At 48.7% G+C, this 18,891-nt stretch carries 13 protein-coding genes, 7 tRNA genes and 5 pseudogenes; 2 read left to right on the top strand and 23 right to left on the bottom strand.

What is annotated here, in order from left to right; genetic code table 11:
* Positions 1 to 14: 14 nt before the first annotated feature.
* Both ilvD and ilvA read left to right on the top strand, forming a co-directional pair.
* Positions 15 to 1,856: a dihydroxy-acid dehydratase gene (gene ilvD / locus CS022_RS17210; RefSeq protein WP_129123323.1), complete on the top strand. Its 1,842-nt coding sequence runs from the start codon at positions 15 to 17 to the stop codon at positions 1,854 to 1,856.
* Between the two features lie 3 nt (positions 1,857 to 1,859).
* Positions 1,860 to 3,412 (top strand): annotated as a pseudogene (ilvA, locus tag CS022_RS17215) (threonine ammonia-lyase, biosynthetic).
* A gap of 60 nt (positions 3,413 to 3,472) precedes the next feature.
* Here the strand turns inward: ilvA and CS022_RS17220 are convergent.
* From CS022_RS17220 to CS022_RS17330, 23 genes and pseudogenes are all read right to left on the bottom strand, one after another.
* A complete protein-coding gene (locus CS022_RS17220) occupies positions 3,473 to 3,841 on the bottom strand; it encodes a helix-turn-helix domain-containing protein (RefSeq protein ID WP_129123324.1) in 369 nt (122 codons plus the stop codon).
* 226 nt (positions 3,842 to 4,067) lie between these two features.
* A complete protein-coding gene (locus CS022_RS17225; RefSeq protein WP_129123325.1) occupies positions 4,068 to 4,439 on the bottom strand; it encodes a helix-turn-helix transcriptional regulator in 372 nt (123 codons plus the stop codon).
* Between the two features lie 340 nt (positions 4,440 to 4,779).
* Positions 4,780 to 6,617: pseudogene (gene glmS / locus CS022_RS17230) on the bottom strand (glutamine--fructose-6-phosphate transaminase (isomerizing)).
* A 23-nt stretch (positions 6,618 to 6,640) separates the two neighbouring features.
* On the bottom strand, positions 6,641 to 7,405 hold the full coding sequence (locus CS022_RS17235; RefSeq protein WP_129123326.1) for a DeoR/GlpR family DNA-binding transcription regulator: 765 nt from the start codon (positions 7,403 to 7,405) through the stop codon (positions 6,641 to 6,643).
* Positions 7,406 to 7,607: 202 nt separating this feature from the next.
* Positions 7,608 to 7,692 (bottom strand) — tRNA-Leu (locus CS022_RS17240).
* Between the two features lie 38 nt (positions 7,693 to 7,730).
* Positions 7,731 to 7,817, bottom strand: a tRNA-Leu gene (locus CS022_RS17245).
* 78 nt (positions 7,818 to 7,895) lie between these two features.
* Positions 7,896 to 7,972 (bottom strand) — tRNA-Met (locus tag CS022_RS17250).
* Between the two features lie 12 nt (positions 7,973 to 7,984).
* Positions 7,985 to 8,059, bottom strand: a tRNA-Gln gene (locus CS022_RS17255).
* 36 nt (positions 8,060 to 8,095) lie between these two features.
* A tRNA-Leu gene (locus CS022_RS17260) sits at positions 8,096 to 8,180 on the bottom strand.
* A gap of 39 nt (positions 8,181 to 8,219) precedes the next feature.
* Positions 8,220 to 8,296, bottom strand: a tRNA-Arg gene (locus tag CS022_RS17265).
* A gap of 2 nt (positions 8,297 to 8,298) precedes the next feature.
* A tRNA-Gln gene (locus tag CS022_RS17270) sits at positions 8,299 to 8,373 on the bottom strand.
* A gap of 141 nt (positions 8,374 to 8,514) precedes the next feature.
* Positions 8,515 to 9,871: pseudogene (gene glmU, locus CS022_RS17275) on the bottom strand (bifunctional UDP-N-acetylglucosamine diphosphorylase/glucosamine-1-phosphate N-acetyltransferase GlmU).
* A 179-nt stretch (positions 9,872 to 10,050) separates the two neighbouring features.
* Entirely contained in the window at positions 10,051 to 10,476 is a 426-nt protein-coding gene (locus CS022_RS17280) for a F0F1 ATP synthase subunit epsilon (RefSeq protein WP_129123327.1), read from the bottom strand.
* Between the two features lie 17 nt (positions 10,477 to 10,493).
* A pseudogene (gene atpD / locus CS022_RS17285) lies at positions 10,494 to 11,896 on the bottom strand (F0F1 ATP synthase subunit beta).
* 35 nt (positions 11,897 to 11,931) lie between these two features.
* Positions 11,932 to 12,798, bottom strand: a complete 867-nt coding sequence (gene atpG / locus CS022_RS17290; protein WP_129123328.1) for a F0F1 ATP synthase subunit gamma — start codon at positions 12,796 to 12,798, stop codon at positions 11,932 to 11,934.
* 46 nt (positions 12,799 to 12,844) lie between these two features.
* Positions 12,845 to 14,386: a F0F1 ATP synthase subunit alpha gene (gene atpA, locus CS022_RS17295; protein ID WP_129123329.1), complete on the bottom strand. Its 1,542-nt coding sequence runs from the start codon at positions 14,384 to 14,386 to the stop codon at positions 12,845 to 12,847.
* 16 nt (positions 14,387 to 14,402) lie between these two features.
* Positions 14,403 to 14,936 (bottom strand): F0F1 ATP synthase subunit delta, encoded by a 534-nt coding sequence (gene atpH / locus CS022_RS17300; protein WP_129123330.1) that lies wholly within the window; start codon positions 14,934 to 14,936, stop codon positions 14,403 to 14,405.
* A 15-nt stretch (positions 14,937 to 14,951) separates the two neighbouring features.
* A complete protein-coding gene (atpF, locus tag CS022_RS17305) occupies positions 14,952 to 15,422 on the bottom strand; it encodes a F0F1 ATP synthase subunit B (RefSeq protein ID WP_129123331.1) in 471 nt (156 codons plus the stop codon).
* Positions 15,423 to 15,468: 46 nt separating this feature from the next.
* Positions 15,469 to 15,723: a F0F1 ATP synthase subunit C gene (gene atpE, locus CS022_RS17310; RefSeq protein ID WP_129123332.1), complete on the bottom strand. Its 255-nt coding sequence runs from the start codon at positions 15,721 to 15,723 to the stop codon at positions 15,469 to 15,471.
* A gap of 62 nt (positions 15,724 to 15,785) precedes the next feature.
* Positions 15,786 to 16,592, bottom strand: coding sequence for a F0F1 ATP synthase subunit A (atpB, locus tag CS022_RS17315; RefSeq protein WP_129123333.1), 807 nt, complete (start codon positions 16,590 to 16,592; stop codon positions 15,786 to 15,788).
* 8 nt (positions 16,593 to 16,600) lie between these two features.
* Entirely contained in the window at positions 16,601 to 16,990 is a 390-nt protein-coding gene (locus tag CS022_RS17320) for a F0F1 ATP synthase subunit I (protein WP_129123334.1), read from the bottom strand.
* A 185-nt stretch (positions 16,991 to 17,175) separates the two neighbouring features.
* Positions 17,176 to 18,071 (bottom strand): annotated as a pseudogene (locus CS022_RS17325) (ParB/RepB/Spo0J family partition protein).
* Between the two features lie 9 nt (positions 18,072 to 18,080).
* Positions 18,081 to 18,881: a ParA family protein gene (locus CS022_RS17330; RefSeq protein WP_129123335.1), complete on the bottom strand. Its 801-nt coding sequence runs from the start codon at positions 18,879 to 18,881 to the stop codon at positions 18,081 to 18,083.
* Positions 18,882 to 18,891 lie beyond the last annotated feature (10 nt).

The following is an 18,891-nucleotide window of genomic DNA, read 5'->3' on the forward strand; positions in this document are numbered from 1 at the left end:
CAGGGAGAGAGAAGATGCCTAAATACCGTTCGTCCACCACCACACATGGCCGTAATATGGCCGGAGCCCGCGCACTATGGCGTGCGACTGGCGTCAAAGATGAAGACTTCGGCAAGCCAATCATTGCTGTTGTTAACTCATTCACGCAATTTGTTCCGGGTCACGTTCACCTGAAAGACCTCGGTCAGCTGGTGGCCAGAGAAATTGAAGCAGCTGGCGGTATCGCCAAAGAATTCAACACCATTGCCGTCGATGATGGTATCGCAATGGGCCACGGCGGCATGCTCTACAGCTTGCCATCACGAGAGCTGATTGCTGACTCTGTTGAATACATGGTCAACGCACACTGCGCCGATGCTATGGTCTGCATTTCAAACTGCGACAAAATCACCCCGGGAATGCTGATGGCAGCTATGCGCCTCAACGTCCCTGCGATCTTTGTTTCAGGCGGCCCAATGGAAGCAGGTAAAACCAAATTATCGGATCAGATCCTAAAGCTCGATCTGGTTGATGCGATGATCCAAGGTGCCGATCCTAATGTCTCCGATGAGCAAAGCGAGCAGATAGAACGTTCAGCGTGTCCAACATGTGGTTCTTGTTCAGGTATGTTCACCGCCAACTCGATGAACTGTCTGACCGAAGCGCTGGGCCTCTCTCAGCCAGGTAACGGTTCACTGCTAGCGACACACGCCGACCGTGAAATGTTGTTTAAAACCGCAGGCCAACGTGTTGTTGAACTGACCAAGCGCTACTACGAGCAAGATGACGAAACTGCGCTTCCGCGTAATATCGCGACCAAAACGGCCTTTGAGAATGCAATGGCGCTCGATATAGCGATGGGCGGCTCAACCAATACCGTATTGCATCTGCTCGCTGCCGCACAGGAAGGTGGAATAGACTTCACCATGGAAGACATTGACCGTATGTCTCGCATCGTGCCGCACCTTTGTAAAGTGGCGCCTTCCACGCAGAAATATCACATGGAAGATGTTCACCGTGCTGGCGGAGTATACGGTATTTTGGGTGAATTAAACCGCGCAGGCCTCCTGAACAATAACGTTCACAATGTATTGGGACAGACGCTGGCAGAAACACTTAACGAATACGACATCATGGTGACCGAAAACGAAGCCATCGACAGCTTCTACCGTGCTGGCCCTGCGGGCATTCGCACCACCAAAGCGTTCTCACAAGAATGTCGTTGGGATACGGTGGATAATGACCGTGAAAACGGCTGTATCCGCCGTAAAGAACATGCATTCAGCCAAGACGGCGGCCTTGCCGTACTCTCGGGTAACATCGCGTTGGATGGCTGTATCGTCAAAACCGCAGGTGTTGATGAAGACAACCTGACTTTCCGTGGCCCAGCTCATGTTTTCGAAAGCCAGGAAGATGCGGTGAGCGGTATCCTTGCGGGTGATGTGAAAGCCGGTGAAGTCGTGGTTATTCGTTACGAAGGCCCGAAAGGTGGCCCGGGTATGCAGGAAATGCTGTACCCAACGACTTACCTAAAATCGATGGGTCTTGGTAAAGCCTGTGCTCTGCTGACTGACGGCCGTTTCTCTGGCGGGACCAGCGGTCTGTCGATTGGTCACGTTTCTCCTGAAGCGGCCAACGGTGGCACCATCGCCTTGGTTGAAAGCGGAGATATCATTGCTATCGATATTCCTAAACGCAGTATTGTTCTAGAAGTTGCTGACGACGAGCTCGCTCGCCGCACACAACGCCTGAATGAAACTGGATGGAAACCTGCGAGCCGCGAGCGTGAAGTCTCCTTTGCCCTCAAAGCCTATGCCAGCATGGCAACCAGCGCCGACAAAGGCGCAGTAAGAGACAAGAGCAAGCTCGAGGATTAAATCATGAGTCAGGCAACACGCAGAGATGAAAACGCACTTCCTACCGGCGCAGACTATCTGAGAGAAATTCTCAGGGCGCCTGTTTATGAAGCGGCTATCGTTACGCCTCTGCAAGACATGCCAAGGTTGTCGGCGCGCCTTGATAACAAGGTACAGCTTAAACGTGAAGACAGACAACCTGTGCATTCTTTTAAACTGCGTGGTGCCTATAACATGATGGCCCAACTCAGCGATGCACAAAAAAATGCCGGTGTCATTGCCGCATCAGCGGGTAATCACGCGCAGGGGGTGGCCCTGTCAGGCCACCAGCTGGGTATTGATGCCACTATCGTGATGCCACGTACGACGCCGGATATCAAAGTCGATGCAGTCAGAAGCTTCGGTGGCAAAGTCGTTTTGCACGGCAGTAACTTTGACGAAGCCAAAGCCAAGCACAGATGCTGTCCGACCAACACGGCTACACGTTTATCCCCCCTTTCGATCATCCCTCAATCATTGCGGGACAAGGAACGCTGGGGATGGAAATATTGCAACAAAACGGCCACATGGATTATGTGTTCGTGCCTGTTGGCGGTGGCGGTATTGCGGCAGGTGTCGCCGTGCTTATCAAGCAACTGATGCCACAGATTAAAGTCATTGGTGTGGAAGCGGAAGAGTCTGCGTGCCTGAAAGCAGCGATGGATGCAGGTCACCCTGTGGTGCTGGAAAATGTCGGCACCTTTGCCGACGGTGTGGCAGTCAAACGCATTGGTGACGAGACCTTCCGTCTTTGCCACCAATACCTAGATGATGTCATTACTGTCTCCAGCGACGAAATATGCGCTGCGGTCAAAGACATTTTCGAAGACACAAGGGCGATTTCAGAGCCGTCTGGTGCTCTTTCATTGGCTGGCCTCAAGCAATATGTCGAAACCCATGAGCTCAAAGGTAAAAACCTCGTCAATGTGCTTTCTGGCGCCAATACCAACTTCCATTCTCTGCGTTATGTTTCAGAGCGTGCTGAGCTTGGCGAAAAGCGTGAGGGTTTACTGGCTGTGACGATCCCTGAGCGCACTGGGGCCTTTTTGGATTTCTGTCATATACTTGGCGGTCGTGCCGTGACGGAATTCAACTACCGCCACAGTGACAATGAGGAAGCCAATATCTTTGTCGGTGTCCGTTTGCTCAATGGTCAGGAAGAGTTGGATTCGATTATTGTTGATCTCCAGCAAGCTGGCTATCCCGTGGTCGACCTCTCTGATGACGAAATGGCAAAGATACATGTTCGCTATATGATAGGTGGTAAGCCGTCTAAACCGCTCAATGAGAAGCTGTATAGCTTTGAGTTTCCGGAATACCCCGGGGCTTTGATTAAGTTTTTAAACACGCTGGGGACGCACTGGAGCATCAGTCTGTTTAATTACCGCAATCACGGCTCTGATTACGGGAGAGTATTGTGTGGTTTTGAGCTTGAAGATAATGACTTGATGGAGTTTACTTCTCACCTGAGAGATCTGGGGTATCAATGGAAAGACGTCAGTAAAACCCCCTCTTACAACTTCTTCCTTGCAAACTAGGGCTACGAAACTAAAAAAACCGGCGAAAGCCGGTTTTTCTTTGCCCAAACCTGACGACTGTCAGCGATCTGAGCTAGACGGGTATGCCAATAAATATTCGGCCATACCGAGTGCCTGTTCGACAACCAAATCACGCGCAGAGACAGGAAGTTGGCCTATTAACGCCATCAAGGTACCCAGCTCTTCACGGTAGGTGAAGGCAATATCTCCACGGCTGCTCTCGCCATACAGAAACCAATTCAATGGACGCCCAGTGATCTCTGCAATGGTAACCAATGAAGAGATCTTCGGTTCAGTCTTGCCAGACTCAATATCCAAATAGGTTTGACGAGCAACTTCCAAGCGCTGCGCCACCTCCATCTGTGTAAAATTTCTGTACTCTCTTGCTTGTCGTATACGCTGAGCAACCTGCGATTTTACAATCACCATAAGCTATTATCCCAAGCATTAAAGCCTCGTACAGCGACCGTCGCTATACATCGGCAAGCCCTACTGCAAACACCGCATTATGCACGGACGTCTGAGTGACACATGGGAAAACATCCCTAATTTGTGAGGAAAAACTTACGTTGCCCAAGGGTAATGACAGGCTTTAAGTCATAAACCTACTTTCACAGGCATGGCGTATTATCAAGCTCATACAGTAAGTAAGCACTCAATTCCGTTGTGCGGATTTTGAATAATTCACCAAAAATGAAGCCATGTTTACGCTTTGATTCAATATTGCAGTTCTCGCTTCGTGGGGCAGTTTAGAAAAGTGCTCCAGCAGTCGGTTTACGTCTTGTTTGTACTGAACATCATGAAGCTCGACGTCAGCATCACCGTAAACAAACCATACCAGCGGGCGTTCTGTAATGTCGGCGATTTCTGACAACATACGAACACGCGGCTCGGTCTTGCCAGTCTCGATATCCAAGTAAGTTTGTCTCGCAACAGCCAGTAACTTGGCCATTTTGACTTGAGTAATTCCTTTCCACTCACGGGCTTCTTTTATTCTTTTCGCAACTTGCGATTTTGAATCGATCATATCTCACTCCCTAAAACGTACAGTCTTGTTTTTTTTGCTGTTTGGGCACCATTATGCACAATGCGCGCCAACTATTTAGACAATGGAATACTTAATGTAAATCATAATCTTATGTAATGGGAATGACATACTGTAAATAAATCTGGGCGTGGTGTACGATAATAACTGCGAAATGATTTGCAAATTGCGAATTTACTTTTTTGCAAATGAGACAGTATCTGACTATTTCGACAGACAGCAGATAAAAGCTGGGAAGGCATTTTGCAAAAAAAGAAACGGAGAGTAGTGATTACTCTCCGAGTGTCCGTTAAATGGTATTAGAGACGATATAGCCTGATGGCTACTCGACTGTTACAGCTTTTGCGAGGTTACGAGGCTGATCAACGTCAGTCCCCTTTATAAGCGCAACATGGTAAGACAGAAGCTGCATAGGGAGTGTATAGAAAATGGGTGCCACGATATCGTCTACATGCGGCATGGCGATGATCTTCATGTTTTCCGACTCAACAAAACCGGCATCTTTATCCGCGAATACGTAGAGCTGACCACCACGAGCACGCACTTCCTCAATATTTGATTTCAGTTTTTCGAGCAATTCATTATTAGGAGCGACAACAATGACTGGCATATCAGCGTCAATCAACGCCAGAGGGCCGTGCTTTAACTCACCCGCTGCGTAGGCCTCAGCATGGATATAGGAAATTTCCTTGAGCTTGAGCGCAGCCTCTATGGCGATTGGGTAGAACTCCCCGCGGCCAAGAAACAGTGCGTGGTGCTTCTCGGCAAAATCCTCTGCCAATGCTTCGATGTCTTTATCAAACGCCAACGCTTTCTCCAGCGTTGCCGGTAAGCGGTGCAATGTTTTAGCAATTTGCGCTTCGAGGGCCTCATCGATAGTGTGCTGTACTTTGCCTACAGCAGTCACCAGCATTAACAATGAAGCCAGCTGGGTGGTAAAGGCTTTGGTTGAAGCAACACCAATTTCAGCACCAGCGCGGGTCATAAAGGCCAAATCCGATTCGCGAACCAACGATGAACCAGGCACGTTACAGATGGTCATGGCTGCCATATAGCACGTTGCTTGGCCAGTCTCAGCGCAGCCAGAGTGTCAGCGGTCTCGCCAGATTGCGAGATAGTCAGCAACAGGCTGTTTGGACGGCTGACAAAATTGCGGTAACGGAATTCAGAAGCTATTTCTACATCGCAGCTTATTCCTGCCAATGATTCGAACCAGTATCTGGCAACCATTCCTGCATTGTACGACGTCCCGCAAGCGATAATTTGAATATGCTGCGCTTTAGCAAAAATCTCTTCAGCGTTCTGCCCAAAGCTCTCCACCAGCACGGTTTTATTACCAAGCCGATTTTCCAGTGTATTGATCAACGCAGACGGCTGTTCAAAGATTTCTTTTTGCATGTAGTGGCGATACTGGCCTTTATCTGCCACATCGTGGTTGATTGATGATTCTTGAACCTCTCGTTCGACTGGCGTGCCTGTGTTATCAAATACCTCAATCTCACGGCGGGTGACGCGGGCGATATCTCCTTCTTCAAGGAACATAAATCGACGGGTAACGTTCAAAAGAGCAAGCTGGTCAGAAGCGAGAAAGTTTTCACCTATGCCTAAGCCAATGACCAAAGGGCTGCCAGAGCGTGCGGCAACGAGGTGGTCAGGCTGGCGCTTGTCCATGACAACGGTACCATAGGCTCCTTCAAGTTGGCTTATTGCGCGCCTAAATGCCTCCAAAAGGTCATCGTCCTTCTGGCTGAGTTCCCAGTCCACAAGATGCGCTATGACCTCTGTATCAGTTTGAGAGCTGAATGCGTAACCACGTTGTTGAAGCTTTTCACGAAGGATCTGATGGTTTTCGATGATCCCATTGTGAACAACAACAATATACTGGCCTGATATATGTGGATGAGCATTAGCCTCACTGGGTTCACCATGCGTGGCCCAACGCGTGTGGGCGATACCCGCTCCTCCGATTACAGAAGTATCAGCGACTGCATCTGAAAGCGCTTTTACTTTCCCTAAGCGGCGCAAACGATGTAAATTCCCATCGCTGTCTGATACCGCAAGCCCTGCGGAGTCATACCCTCGATATTCGAGTCGCTTTAAGCCTTCAACCAGAATCTCGGCAACATCACGCTGAGCTACTGCCCCAACTATTCCGCACATAAATTACCTTATCGTCAGATGTCCTAATCTGAGGCATAGATTACGGTTATGCCTCGTTGTTCAATCGCCTGTTTGGTGTTGTCGTCAATCCCGCTGTCTGTCACAAGCGTCGTGATCGCTTGCCACGGAAGTTCAAGGTTAGGGATCTTTCGTCCAATCTTTTCGGACTCTACCATTACCACCACTTCTCGTGATACTTCAGCCATCACCCGACTCAAGCCAATCAACTCATTGAAGGTTGTCGTACCGCGCTCTGCATCGATACCATCAGCGCCAATGAAAAGTTGATCGAAGTCGTACGCCCGAAGTGCCTGTTCAGCTACTTGCCCCTGAAATGCCTCTGAATGTGGGTCCCATGTTCCTCCCGTCATCAAAAGTGTCACTTCACGCTCGAGTTCAGTAATCGAGTTAGCCACTTTCAGCGAGTTAGTCATCACCACTAACCCATGCTTTTCAGCAAGCAGAGGAATGAGCGCAGCAGTCGTCGAACCGCTGTCTATCACAACACGATTATGGTCGCGTATACGCGAAGCCGCGGCGATAGCGATACGTTTCTTTCGTTCCGAAACTTTAACCACACTTTCCGAAACCATTTCAGCAGGAACGGGGACTGCACCACCGTACCGACGTAACAGAATACCGTTTTTCTCTAGCTCAGCCAGATCCTTACGGATAGTCACTTCTGAGGTTTCAAACAAAGAGGATAGCTTATCAACGCTTACTTCTCCCTGCTCCGATAACATAGCCATAATGGCATGCCGTCTTTGCTGGGTATTACGTTTCGACATGTAACCACCAAACTTTCGTTTCGAAAGATAATATTATAGATTGAAAAAAGATCAAGACATGCAAAGCGTCTATGCGCTTATTTTATATCGCAAATTATACGTGAGTATGGAAATACAGTAGATAGGGCGAAAAAAGAGACAAAGAGGCAGGTTTATTTCGTTTAGATAGAAAAAAAGCAGGCCTTCCGGCCTGCTTTTAATATGGTGCGGAAGGAGAGACTTGAACTCTCACACCTTGCGGCGCCAGAACCTAAATCTGGTGCGTCTACCAATTCCGCCACTTCCGCAAATTGTTGTCCGAATAGCAATTGCTATTGGCACTGTTTGGTGCGGGGGGAGGGACTTGAACCCTCACATCCTTTCGGACACTAGCACCTGAAGCTAGCGCGTCTACCAATTCCGCCACCGCCGCAAAATTTCAGACGTACTTTTCAGTTAAACAGATGGTAGGTCTGTTTCGTCTGTCGAAAGCTTGCACTTTCTGAATAAGTGGTGGCTACGACGGGATTCGAACCTGTGACCCCATCATTATGAGTGATGTGCTCTAACCAACTGAGCTACGTAGCCAACCTAAATTAATGGCTGGGGTACCAGGATTCGAACCTGGGAATGACGGGATCAAAACCCGTTGCCTTACCGCTTGGCGATACCCCAATAATAACACGCTCTCAAGCACGTTATTCAAATGAATGGTGCGGAAGGAGAGACTTGAACTCTCACACCTTGCGGCGCCAGAACCTAAATCTGGTGCGTCTACCAATTCCGCCACTTCCGCACACCTAATTTTTCATCATACTCTTGGTAGGGAGTAAGATGGCGCGTCCGGGAGGATTCGAACCTCCGACCGCCTGGTTCGTAGCCAGGTACTCTATCCAGCTGAGCTACGGACGCGTTGGCTGGGGTACCAGGATTCGAACCTGGGAATGACGGGATCAAAACCCGTTGCCTTACCGCTTGGCGATACCCCAACTGAGGCGCGTATAATAGGGTGGATTCAGAAAGGCGTCAACCCCCTATTTTTCGTTTGCTTAGCTTTTAACCAAACAAAGAGAAAAAACACCCTTTTTGCCATAAATCACAGTATACGCCTCGCGTGATTTAGGGCTTATTTACTTTTTGACCGGGCGTTGCCAACCGTCAATGTGACGCGATTTAGCGCGAGTGATAGCAAGCTGGCCTTCACCGACATTTGAGGTTACCGTTGTCCCTGCACCAATTGTCGCACCTTTTCCGACGGTAACAGGTGCCACCAGCTGAGTATCAGAGCCGACGAAGACATCATCCTCAATGATAGTCTGATGTTTATTTGCACCATCGTAGTTACAGGTAATCGTCCCTGCCCCCACATTGACGCGCTCACCAATCACAGCATCGCCCAGATAAGTGAGATGATTGGCTTTTGACCCTTTTCCTAACTTGGCGTTTTTAACTTCGACAAAGTTACCCACGTGACTATCTTCAGTAAGCTCTGCACCGGGTCTTAGACGGGTAAACGGCCCAACAGTACAATCTTCGCCGATGGATGCACCTTCAATGACACTGTAAGGGCGAACAATTGTATTATCATCGATTTCACAATCTTTAAGCACACAACCGGCACCAATCACTACATTATCGCCGATAGAGACATTTCCCTCGATGACGACATTAACGTCAATCTCAGTGTCCACACCACACTGCAAGGTACCACGCAAATCAAAACGTGCTGGGTCACGAAGCATCACACCGCTGATGAGCAAGTTTTCGGCCTGTTGAGCTTGGAAGGCCCTTTCTAAACGGGCAAGTTGCACACGGTTGTTCACCCCTTCCACTTCAATGGTTGATACAGGATGAACAGCTTCGACAGCACGACCCTCATCATGCGCCAATGCAATAACATCAGTCAGGTAGTATTCACCCTGTGCATTGTTATTGTTAAGAAGTGATAACCAACGGCGTAAGTCTCGTCCGGTAGCGACCATCACACCAGTATTACACTCTTTTATTAGCTTTTGTTCTTGTGAGGCGTCTTTATCTTCAACAATCGCGACCACAGGGCCATTTCGGCGAATGATACGGCCATAGCCAGAAGGATCATCGAGCACCACTGTTAAAAGTGCAATTCCGCCGTCTGGCTGCGCTTCTAGAAGGTTCTCAATCGTTTGGTCACTGATAAGAGGCACATCGCCATAGAGCACCAGAATTTGCTCTTCGTCGCGAAATTCCCCAGAGGCTTGATCAACGGCATGGCCTGTACCAATTGTTCTGCTTGCAGTACCAGTTTAACGTCTCTACAGCCAGCGCAGTCTGCATTTGCTCAGCACCATGCCCGTAAACAAGATGGAGATTATCCGCACCCACAGAGTTACACGTATCGATAACGTGCTTAACCATTGGTCGACCCGCCAAAGTATGAAGGACTTTGGGCAGGTTAGAGTACATACGGGTACCTTTGCCAGCAGCAAGAATAACTGCGCTAAAATTCATGGTTGACAGTTCCTTGAAACAAAAATTGCGGAACAGTCTAAACGAAAAAGGTTCAAAAGGCAGGTAAACGACAAAAAAGGGCGACAAAAAGCCCAAAAAAGCAGTCATAAACGACTACTTAGAAATACAAATGTCATAAAAAAAGCGACCATAAGGTCGCTTTTTTTGTTGCTGGCAAATTATTTGCGAACGAGTTTTGTCAGTTCGATAACACGAAGCTGAGCCATCGCTTTTGCCAAGTCACTGGACGCCTGAGCGAAGTCCATGTCGTTGTGCTTATCAAGCATCTGCTCTTCAGCACGGCGCTTCGCTTCTTCAGCCTTAGCCTGATCCAGTTCTTCACCACGAATAGCGGTGTCCGCAAGCACAGTGACTGCGCTTGGTTGAACTTCCAGCGTACCGCCAGAGAGATAAATAACCTCATCCTGACCGTCATGCTTTGTAATACGGATCATGCCTGGCGTGATGGCGGTCAGCAGCGGGGTGTGATTAGGGAAAATACCCAACTCACCCTCACTACCGGTCACCTGAATAGACTCAGTAGAGCCAGAGAAAAGTTCTTTCTCGGCACTGACCACATCCAGGTGGAAGGTTTTAGCTGCCATATCGCCTCCTAAAAACCTTACAGGTTCTTCGCGTTCTCGAGTGCTTCGTCGATAGAGCCGCAATACATGAATGCCTGCTCTGGAACATCGTCGTACTCACCACCAAGGAGACCCTTGAAGCTACGCAGGGTATCTTTCAGCGGAACGTAAACACCTTTTTGACCAGTGAAGACTTCTGCAACGTGATAGTTTTGCGTCAGGAAACGCTCAATCTTACGTGCACGCGCAACAGTCAACTTATCTTCTTCAGACAGCTCGTCCATACCCAGGATAGCGATGATGTCTTTCAGCTCTTTATAACGCTGAAGTACGCTCTGTACGCCACGGGCAATGTCATAGTGCTCTTGACCAACAACCAAAGGATCAAGCATACGTGACGTTGAATCCAGTGGGTCGATCGCTGGGTATAGACCCAGAGAAGCGATTTGGCGAGACAGTACAACGGTTGCATCCAAGTGAGCGAACGTCGTTGCTGGAGATGGGTCAGTCAAGTCATCCGCAGGAACGTAAACCGCCTGAACAGATGTGATAGAACCCGTCTTCGTTGACGTGATACGCTCCTGAAGAACACCCATTTCTTCAGCCAGTGTAGGCTGGTAACCTACTGCTGAAGGCATACGCCCCAGAAGTGCCGATACCTCAGTACCTGCAAGGGTGTAACGATAGATGTTATCGACAAACAGAAGTACATCACGACCTTCGTCACGGAACTTCTCAGCCATCGTCAAACCAGTCAGTGCAACGCGCAGACGGTTACCTGGTGGCTCGTTCATCTGACCGTATACCATGGCCACTTTTGATTCTTCAGGATTTTCGATGTTAACAACACCCGCTTCCTGCATTTCGTGGTAGAAGTCGTTACCCTCACGAGTACGCTCACCTACACCAGCGAAAACTGACAGACCTGAGTGTTGAAGTGCGATGTTGTTGATAAGCTCCATCATGTTAACGGTCTTACCTACACCTGCACCACCGAACAGACCGATCTTACCCCCCTTCGCGAACGGCAGATAAGGTCGATAACTTTAACACCAGTTTCCAAAAGTTCAGTCGCATTAGACTGGTCTTCATAGCTTGGTGCTTCACGGTGGATTGAGTAACGCTCTTTCTCACCGATATCACCACGCTCGTCGATAGAGTCACCCAGAACGTTCATGATACGTCCTAGAGTTTCTGAACCAACTGGCACTTCGATTGGTTTACCTGTGTTTTCTACTTCCAGTCCACGACGCAGACCGTCAGAAGAACCCATAGCGATAGTACGTACGATACCACCACCTAGCTGTTGCTGAACTTCCAGCACCAGACGCTCGCCTTCACGTTTCACATTAAGTGCATCATATACCTGAGGTACAGACTCTTGTGAAAACTCTACGTCGACTACCGCACCGATGATCTGGACGATCTTACCTGTAGCCATCGTTATTCCTCTAAAATAGTTCGTTGGCCCTTGCCTTAAACAGCCGCTGCACCGGAAACGATTTCCGACAGCTCCTGAGTAATTGCAGCCTGACGGGCTTTGTTGTACACCAGTTGCAGTTCATCAATCAGATTTCCTGCGTTATCTGTTGCAGCTTTCATCGCAACCATACGTGCAGCTTGTTCACAAGCTAGATTCTCAACAACCCCTTGGTACACTTGTGATTCGACATAACGAACCAACAGAGTATCCAGCAGAGGTTTAGGCTCGGGCTCATAGACATAGTCCCAAGCATGGTTGCGTTGCATGTCTTCGTCTTCTGACTTAGGCAAAGGCAGCAATTGATCGATTACTGGCTCCTGCGTCATGGTATTTACAAAGTTGTTGTAAACCAGATACAGGCGATCCAGCTGGCCTTCATCATATTTTTTCAGCATTACACCGACAGTACCGATGAGTTCGTCCAGAGACGGGTTATCACCCATACCTGAAACTTGTGCTGAAACGTTTCCACCGTAGGTGTTAAAGAACGCTATGGCTTTTGACCCGATAAGTGCAGTGTCGATTTCAACACCTTTATCAGACCATTCCTGCATATCCTTAACAGCACGTTTGAACATATTGATGTTCAAACCGCCACACAGGCCACGGTCAGTAGAAACAATGATGTAACCGACGCGCTTGGCTTCACGCTCTTCCATATATGGATGGCGATACTCGAGGTTACCAAGTGCGACATGACCGATCACTTTGCGCATAGTGACCGCGTATGGACGTGATGACTGCATAGCTTCTTGCGAACGACGCATTTTAGAAGCAGCCACCATTTCCATCGCTTTGGTGATTTTCTGCGTATTTTCGACGCTTCCAATCTTATTGCGAATTTCTTTTCCGCCGGCCATCGTTACTCTCCATTACCAGAAGACCGCCGAAGCGGCCCTCTGCGCATTACCAAGTTTGCGTTGCCTTGAAATCTTCAACCAGCTTGGTTAGCTGACCTTCGATTTCACCGTTGTAGTTACCAGATTCATCAATCTGAGCAACCAATTCGGCGTGTTGTGACTTAGCAAACGCCAGCAGCGCGGCTTCGAAATCGCCCAGCTTGTCAGTGTCAACGTCTGTCAGGAAGCCTTTCTCCGCAGAGAAAATAACCAGAGCCTGCTCAAATACAGACATTGGTGCATACTGCTTCTGCTTCATCAGCTCAGTAACTTTCTGACCGTGGTCCAGCTGCTTCTTCGTTGCCTCATCAAGATCAGACGAGAACTGAGCAAATGCTGCCAGTTCACGATACTGTGCAAGTGCAGTACGGATACCGCCTGACAGTTTCTTGATGATTTTCGTTTGAGCAGAACCACCAACACGAGATACCGAGATACCTGGGTCAACTGCCGGACGGATACCTGCGTTAAACAATTCAGTTTGCAGGAAGATCTGGCCATCAGTGATTGAGATAACGTTGGTCGGTACGAATGCTGATACGTCACCCGCTTGCGTTTCGATGATTGGAAGAGCAGTCAAAGAGCCAGTCTTACCTTTCACTTCACCATTGGTGAATTTCTCAACGTAATCTTCGCTAACACGAGCAGCACGCTCAAGCAGGCGAGAGTGGAGGTAAAATACATCACCAGGGAAAGCTTCACGGCCCGGTGGACGACGCAGCAACAGAGAAATCTGACGGTAAGCAACAGCTTGCTTTGACAGATCATCATATACGATCAGTGCATCTTCGCCGCGGTCACGGAAATATTCACCCATTGCACAGCCAGAGTATGGCGCAAGGTATTGTAGAGCAGCTGCTTCAGAAGCAGAGGCAACAACAACGATGGTGTTTTTCAGTGCGTCATGCTCTTCCAGCTTACGTACAACGTTTGCAATGGTAGAGGCTTTCTGACCAATCGCTACATAGATAGAGAAAATGCCAGAGTCTTTTTGGTTGATGATCGCATCAATCGCCAGCGCTGTTTTACCAGTCTGACGGTCACCGATGATCAGCTCACGCTGGCCACGGCCGATTGGGATCATCGAGTCAACAGACTTATAACCAGTTTGTACTGGCTCATCTACTGACTTACGTGCGATTACGCCCGGTGCGATAACTTCTACTGGAGAAGTCAGCTTAGCTTCAATCGGACCTTTACCGTCGATTGGCTCACCCAGAGTATTAACAACACGACCCAGAAGTTCAGGACCTACTGGCACTTCCAGAATGCGGCCAGTACCTGTTACTTTCATGCCTTCCTGAAGGTCAGCATAAGGGCCCATCACAACCGCACCTACAGAGTCGCGCTCAAGGTTAAGCGCCAGTGCGTAACGGTTGCCTGGTAGTTCAATCATTTCACCTTGCATTGCGTCAGCAAGGCCATGGATGCGAATGATACCGTCGCTGACTGACACGATGGTACCTTCGTTGCGAGCTTCACTTACAACGTCGAATTTTTCGATACGTTGTTTGATCAGGTCGCTAATCTCCGTGGAATTAAGTTGCATGCTCCAATTCCCCAAATCAAGACTGCAATGCATCGCTCAGGCGGCGAATACGGCCACTTACTGAGTTATCGATGACCAAGTCTCCAGCTCGAATCACAACCCCGGCAACCAGGGTCTCGTCTACACTACAGTTCAGCTTCACTTTGCGCTCAAGGCGCGCTTCCAGCTTGACGGTAATGGCATCAAGTTGCGCTTGTTCAAGCACAACCGCAGAGAGGACTTCAACATCAACCTGCTTTTCGTGTTCACGGCGAAGCGCCATAAACTGAGTGCACACTTCCGGCAACGCTTTTAAACGGCCATTATCAGCCAATACCTTAATAAGGTTTTGACCTTTTTCGTTGAGCTGATCACCAGAGACTGAAACAAAAATATTGGCTAATTTATCCGCAGTGACAGAGCCACTCAGTAAATCAGCAATGGTTTCATTTCTAGTAACCTCGGCAGAGAAAGCGAGCATTTCAGACCACTGGTCCAGCTCGTTTTGCTCCACCGCCAAATCAAATGCTGCTTTAGCGTAGGGGCGTGCAATAGTTGTCAGTTCAGACATGGCGGCCCCTCCTTATTAAAGTTCTGCAGTGATTTTATCGAGAATATCTTTATGAGCAGACTCATCAATTGAGCGCTCCAGAATTTTCTCAGCACCGATAACGGCTAGAGTTGCAACTTGTTTGCGCAGTTCATCGCGAGCACGATTGCGTTCAGCATCGATTTCAGCTTTACCCTGAGTCAGGATATTGTCACGTTCAGCATTTGCTTCATCGCGAGCTTCATCAATAATTTGTGCTTTACGCTTATTCGCCTGCTCGATGATCTCAGTTGCAGCGCGCTTTGCTTCTGCCAGTTGGTCGGAAGCATTAGCCTGGGCCAAATCCAGGTCTTTTGCGGCACGATCAGCCGCCGCTAGACCGTCAGCAATTTTCTTCTGACGTTCCTCAATCGCTTGCATAAGTGGTGGCCATACATACTTCATGCAGAACACCACGAACATAAAGAATGCGATCGCCTGGCCAATCAGAGTAGCGTTGATATTCACAACAGCGCCTCCCTTCTAGTTAGCTTCAGGTAAAAGTTCAAGCGACTTAAGCAAGTTGGCCAACGAACGGGTTAGCAAAGATGATAAGCAGAGCGATAACGATACCGATCATTGGGATTGCATCCAGCAGACCTGCGATGATGAACATTTTCACCTGCAGCATTGGAGCCATCTCTGGTTGACGCGCTGCACCTTCCAGGAATTTACCGCCCAGAATTGCAAAGCCAATTGCTGTACCCAGTGCAGCAAGACCTACAATGACGCCAACGGCAATTGCAGAAAAGCCTAATAAAGTTTCCATCACTATCTCCAGTTTCTTGTTGTCGGCACTATGCCGGAAAAGTAGAAAAAAAGTTAAAATTATTAATGGTCATCCACTGTGTGTGCCTGAGACAGGTACACAATGGTAAGCATCATAAATACAAAGGCCTGGATTGTAATTACCAGGATGTGGAATATTGCCCAAGGCAATGATCCCAGCCATTGTCCCCACCATGGCAGCAATGCTGCACACAGGATAAACACCACCTCACCCGCAAACATGTTACCGAACAAACGCATGCCGAGGGAGAGTGGCTTCGCAAGTAGCGAGATCACTTCCAGCATCAGGTTGAAAGGTATAGCAATCGGATGGTTGAATGGGTGAAGAGCAAGCTCTTTTGCAAAGCCACCAAGGCCTTTCATTTTGATGCTGTAGTACACCATCAAAGCAAAGACACTCAGGGCCATACCCATAGTGATGTTGACGTCTGCTGAAGGAACAACTTTAAGGTATGGAATGCCTGCCAGTTCCGCTGGATACGGAAGGAAATCAATGGGCACGAGGTCCATTAAGTTCATCAGAAATATCCAAACGAAAATCGTCAGAGCCAAAGGCGCTATCAACGGGTTTTTGCCCTGGAAGGTGTCACGGACGTTTTCATCCACAAACTCTACCAGAATTTCAACCGCGCACTGAAGCTTACCCGGGACTCCTGTGGTTGCTTTCTTTGCTACTGAACGGAACAGCCATAAAAAGCCGAGCCCGAGCAGGACAGAGAAAAACAGGCTATCAATATGTAACGTCCAGAAACTTCCTGGCTCCACAAGACCAAGCTTGTCAGTCGACAAGTGTTGTAAGTGGTGCTGGATGTAACTTTCTGACGTAAGCGCATCACCTGACGCAGCCATAACTCATCCTATTTGTTGTTGTTAATGAATAAAACTGGTGCAAGGATGTTGACCCCAAGTACCAGCAAATAGGTCAGTTTGAGGGGAACGAGTTCCACCTCGGCATACAGGTAAACAACGGAAAACAAGCTGACTGTAAGCAGGATTTTGAGGACTTCACCACCGTAAAATGATGTCACTACCGATTTGGCAGCTCTAGCCCCACTAAACAGGAAAGCACACACAGCAAAAGCGGTATTTGCAACAACAAATATCCCTCCTCCGATGAGCGCTGATATTCCCCAGTCGACATTGATGACCATAGCCATCGTGATTGCCGTTGCTAACACGACGCACGCCTGCAGAAGCAATAATCTTTTCGCGAGCCTGCGACCAGATCGTGCGAGCGTCGATACCATGTATTAGTTCCTCGATTCCTTTCCACTTAGCACAAAAAATTGCCGTGCTGGGAAAACTGCGAAAATTATACGTTTCACATTATTGAATGCAATCTGAACATCTCAAAAATGGAGACTAAATTTTACAACAGGTATGGTTGATCACAGTTAGCAAATTAATGTAACAAAGCTTAAAACATGCATGTTCACACTTCTATACCCAGCGTTGCAAGAATTTGCATCAATTGCTGCGATTGTTCGAAGTTAATCACTAGTTTACCACTTCCGTTTTTGCGTTGTGACAATTGGACGGGTGTGCCGAACTTTTCATTGAACCGATCTTCCATTTTTGTCAGCTCAGGCGACTTTTCTTCGGGCTGAGCGGGCTTTTGTGGCGTCAGGTATTTCTTAACCAGCGCCTCCGTTTGCCTAACGGTTAATTTTCGTTCAACAGATTCTTTTGCCGCTTCTACCTGCTTTTCGCCTTCAAGTCCGAGTAAGGCACGAGCATGCCCCATATCGAGCTGCTGCTCAAGCAGCAGGGTTTTAACATCAGACTCCAGTCCATTCAGGCGCAGTAGGTTACTGATCGCGGTACGGGACTTACCGAGGCATCGGCAAGCTGTTGGTGGGTGAGGGTAAAATCAGCAACAAGACGCTCCAGTGCTTGCGCTTCTTCCATTGCGTTAAGATCTTCACGTTGAATATTCTCAATCAACGCCACGGCACTGGCCGCTTTATCGTCCAGTGTCCGAACCAGACACGGGACAACAGATAGACCAACACGCTTGGCTGCACGCCAACGTCGTTCACCTGCAATTATCTCGTAGTTGCTGTCAGACAGCTTGCGAACCACCAACGGTTGGATGATCCCCTGAGCGCGGATAGACTCAGCCAATTCTTCCAGCGCTTCTTCGACCATGTCCTGTCTTGGCTGATAAGCACCAGGCTGGAGTTGTTGCACAGGTAAGTACTGCAGCTCACTCTCAGAATCGGTGTTTTTTTGCGGCTCTGCTTCAAAGTGAACCCGCGCCTGCGCCTTGGTACTGGTGGCGAGCAGGGCGTCCAGGCCTTTTCCAAGACCTCGTTTTGTTGCATTCATGGTGTGTCCTTAAGAAGCATTTAGCACGTCTGCTGACTGACGGGCTATTTCCTCCCGCCTCAGCATCTCTCCGGCCAATGCCAGATAAGATTTGGCACCGCTGGAGTATTTATCGTAATACATTGCCGGGCGTCCATGGCTTGGCGCTTCTGCAAGACGAACATTACGGGGAATAACCGTCCGGTAAACTTTATCACCGAAGTGTTTTTTGATTTGTTCAGAGACCTCAACCGACAGGCGGTTGCGAGGGTCGTACATGGTACGAAGTAAGCCCTCAACATGGAGGTCTTCATTGACCACACCAGCCAATTTACTGATGGTGTCCATCAAGGCAGTTAATCCTTCCAGTGCAAAATACTCACACTGCATTGGAACCAGCACTGAATTCGCGGCAGTCATCGCATTGATGGTCAATAGGTTAAGCGAGGGCGGGCAATCAATGAAAATAAAATCATATTTATCCCTGACGCTTTCTAGAACATTTCGCAGGCGGACTTCGCGGGCAAACACTTCCATGAGCTTGATTTCAGCGGCCGTCACATCGCCATTCGCAGCGATAAGGTGGTAGCCACCTGATGTTTCTGTCACCACCACTTGCTCAAAAGGCGTATCTTCAACAAGCAGCTCATAGGCCGTCGCTGCAACATTATACTTATCCACACCACTGGCCATGGTCGCGTTCCCCTGAGGGTCCAGATCAATCACCAATACGTTTCTTTTCGTTGCTGCAAGTGATGCGGCAAGATTGACACAGGTTGTGGTTTTCCCTACACCACCTTTCTGATTAGCTATCGCAATGACCTTTCCCACAAGCACCTCG

It is taken from the genome of Veronia nyctiphanis (genome assembly GCF_004116385.1).
In the GTDB taxonomy this organism is placed as follows: domain Bacteria; phylum Pseudomonadota; class Gammaproteobacteria; order Enterobacterales; family Vibrionaceae; genus Veronia; species Veronia nyctiphanis.

Excerpts from the sequence above, each read along its gene's own strand:
- ilvD (WP_129123323.1), top strand. The coding sequence starts at position 15 with ATGCCTAAATACCGTTCGTCCACCACCACACATGGCCGTAATATGGCC.
- CS022_RS17220 (WP_129123324.1), bottom strand. The coding sequence starts at position 3,841 with ATGGTGATTGTAAAATCGCAGGTTGCTCAGCGTATACGACAAGCAAGA.
- CS022_RS17225 (WP_129123325.1), bottom strand. The coding sequence starts at position 4,439 with ATGATCGATTCAAAATCGCAAGTTGCGAAAAGAATAAAAGAAGCCCGT.
- CS022_RS17235 (WP_129123326.1), bottom strand. The coding sequence starts at position 7,405 with ATGTCGAAACGTAATACCCAGCAAAGACGGCATGCCATTATGGCTATG.
- CS022_RS17280 (WP_129123327.1), bottom strand. The coding sequence starts at position 10,476 with ATGGCAGCTAAAACCTTCCACCTGGATGTGGTCAGTGCCGAGAAAGAA.
- atpG (WP_129123328.1), bottom strand. The coding sequence starts at position 12,798 with ATGGCCGGCGGAAAAGAAATTCGCAATAAGATTGGAAGCGTCGAAAAT.
- atpA (WP_129123329.1), bottom strand. The coding sequence starts at position 14,386 with ATGCAACTTAATTCCACGGAGATTAGCGACCTGATCAAACAACGTATC.
- atpH (WP_129123330.1), bottom strand. The coding sequence starts at position 14,936 with ATGTCTGAACTGACAACTATTGCACGCCCCTACGCTAAAGCAGCATTT.
- atpE (WP_129123332.1), bottom strand. The coding sequence starts at position 15,723 with ATGGAAACTTTATTAGGCTTTTCTGCAATTGCCGTTGGCGTCATTGTA.
- atpB (WP_129123333.1), bottom strand. The coding sequence starts at position 16,592 with ATGGCTGCGTCAGGTGATGCGCTTACGTCAGAAAGTTACATCCAGCAC.
- CS022_RS17320 (WP_129123334.1), bottom strand. The coding sequence starts at position 16,990 with ATGGTATCGACGCTCGCACGATCTGGTCGCAGGCTCGCGAAAAGATTA.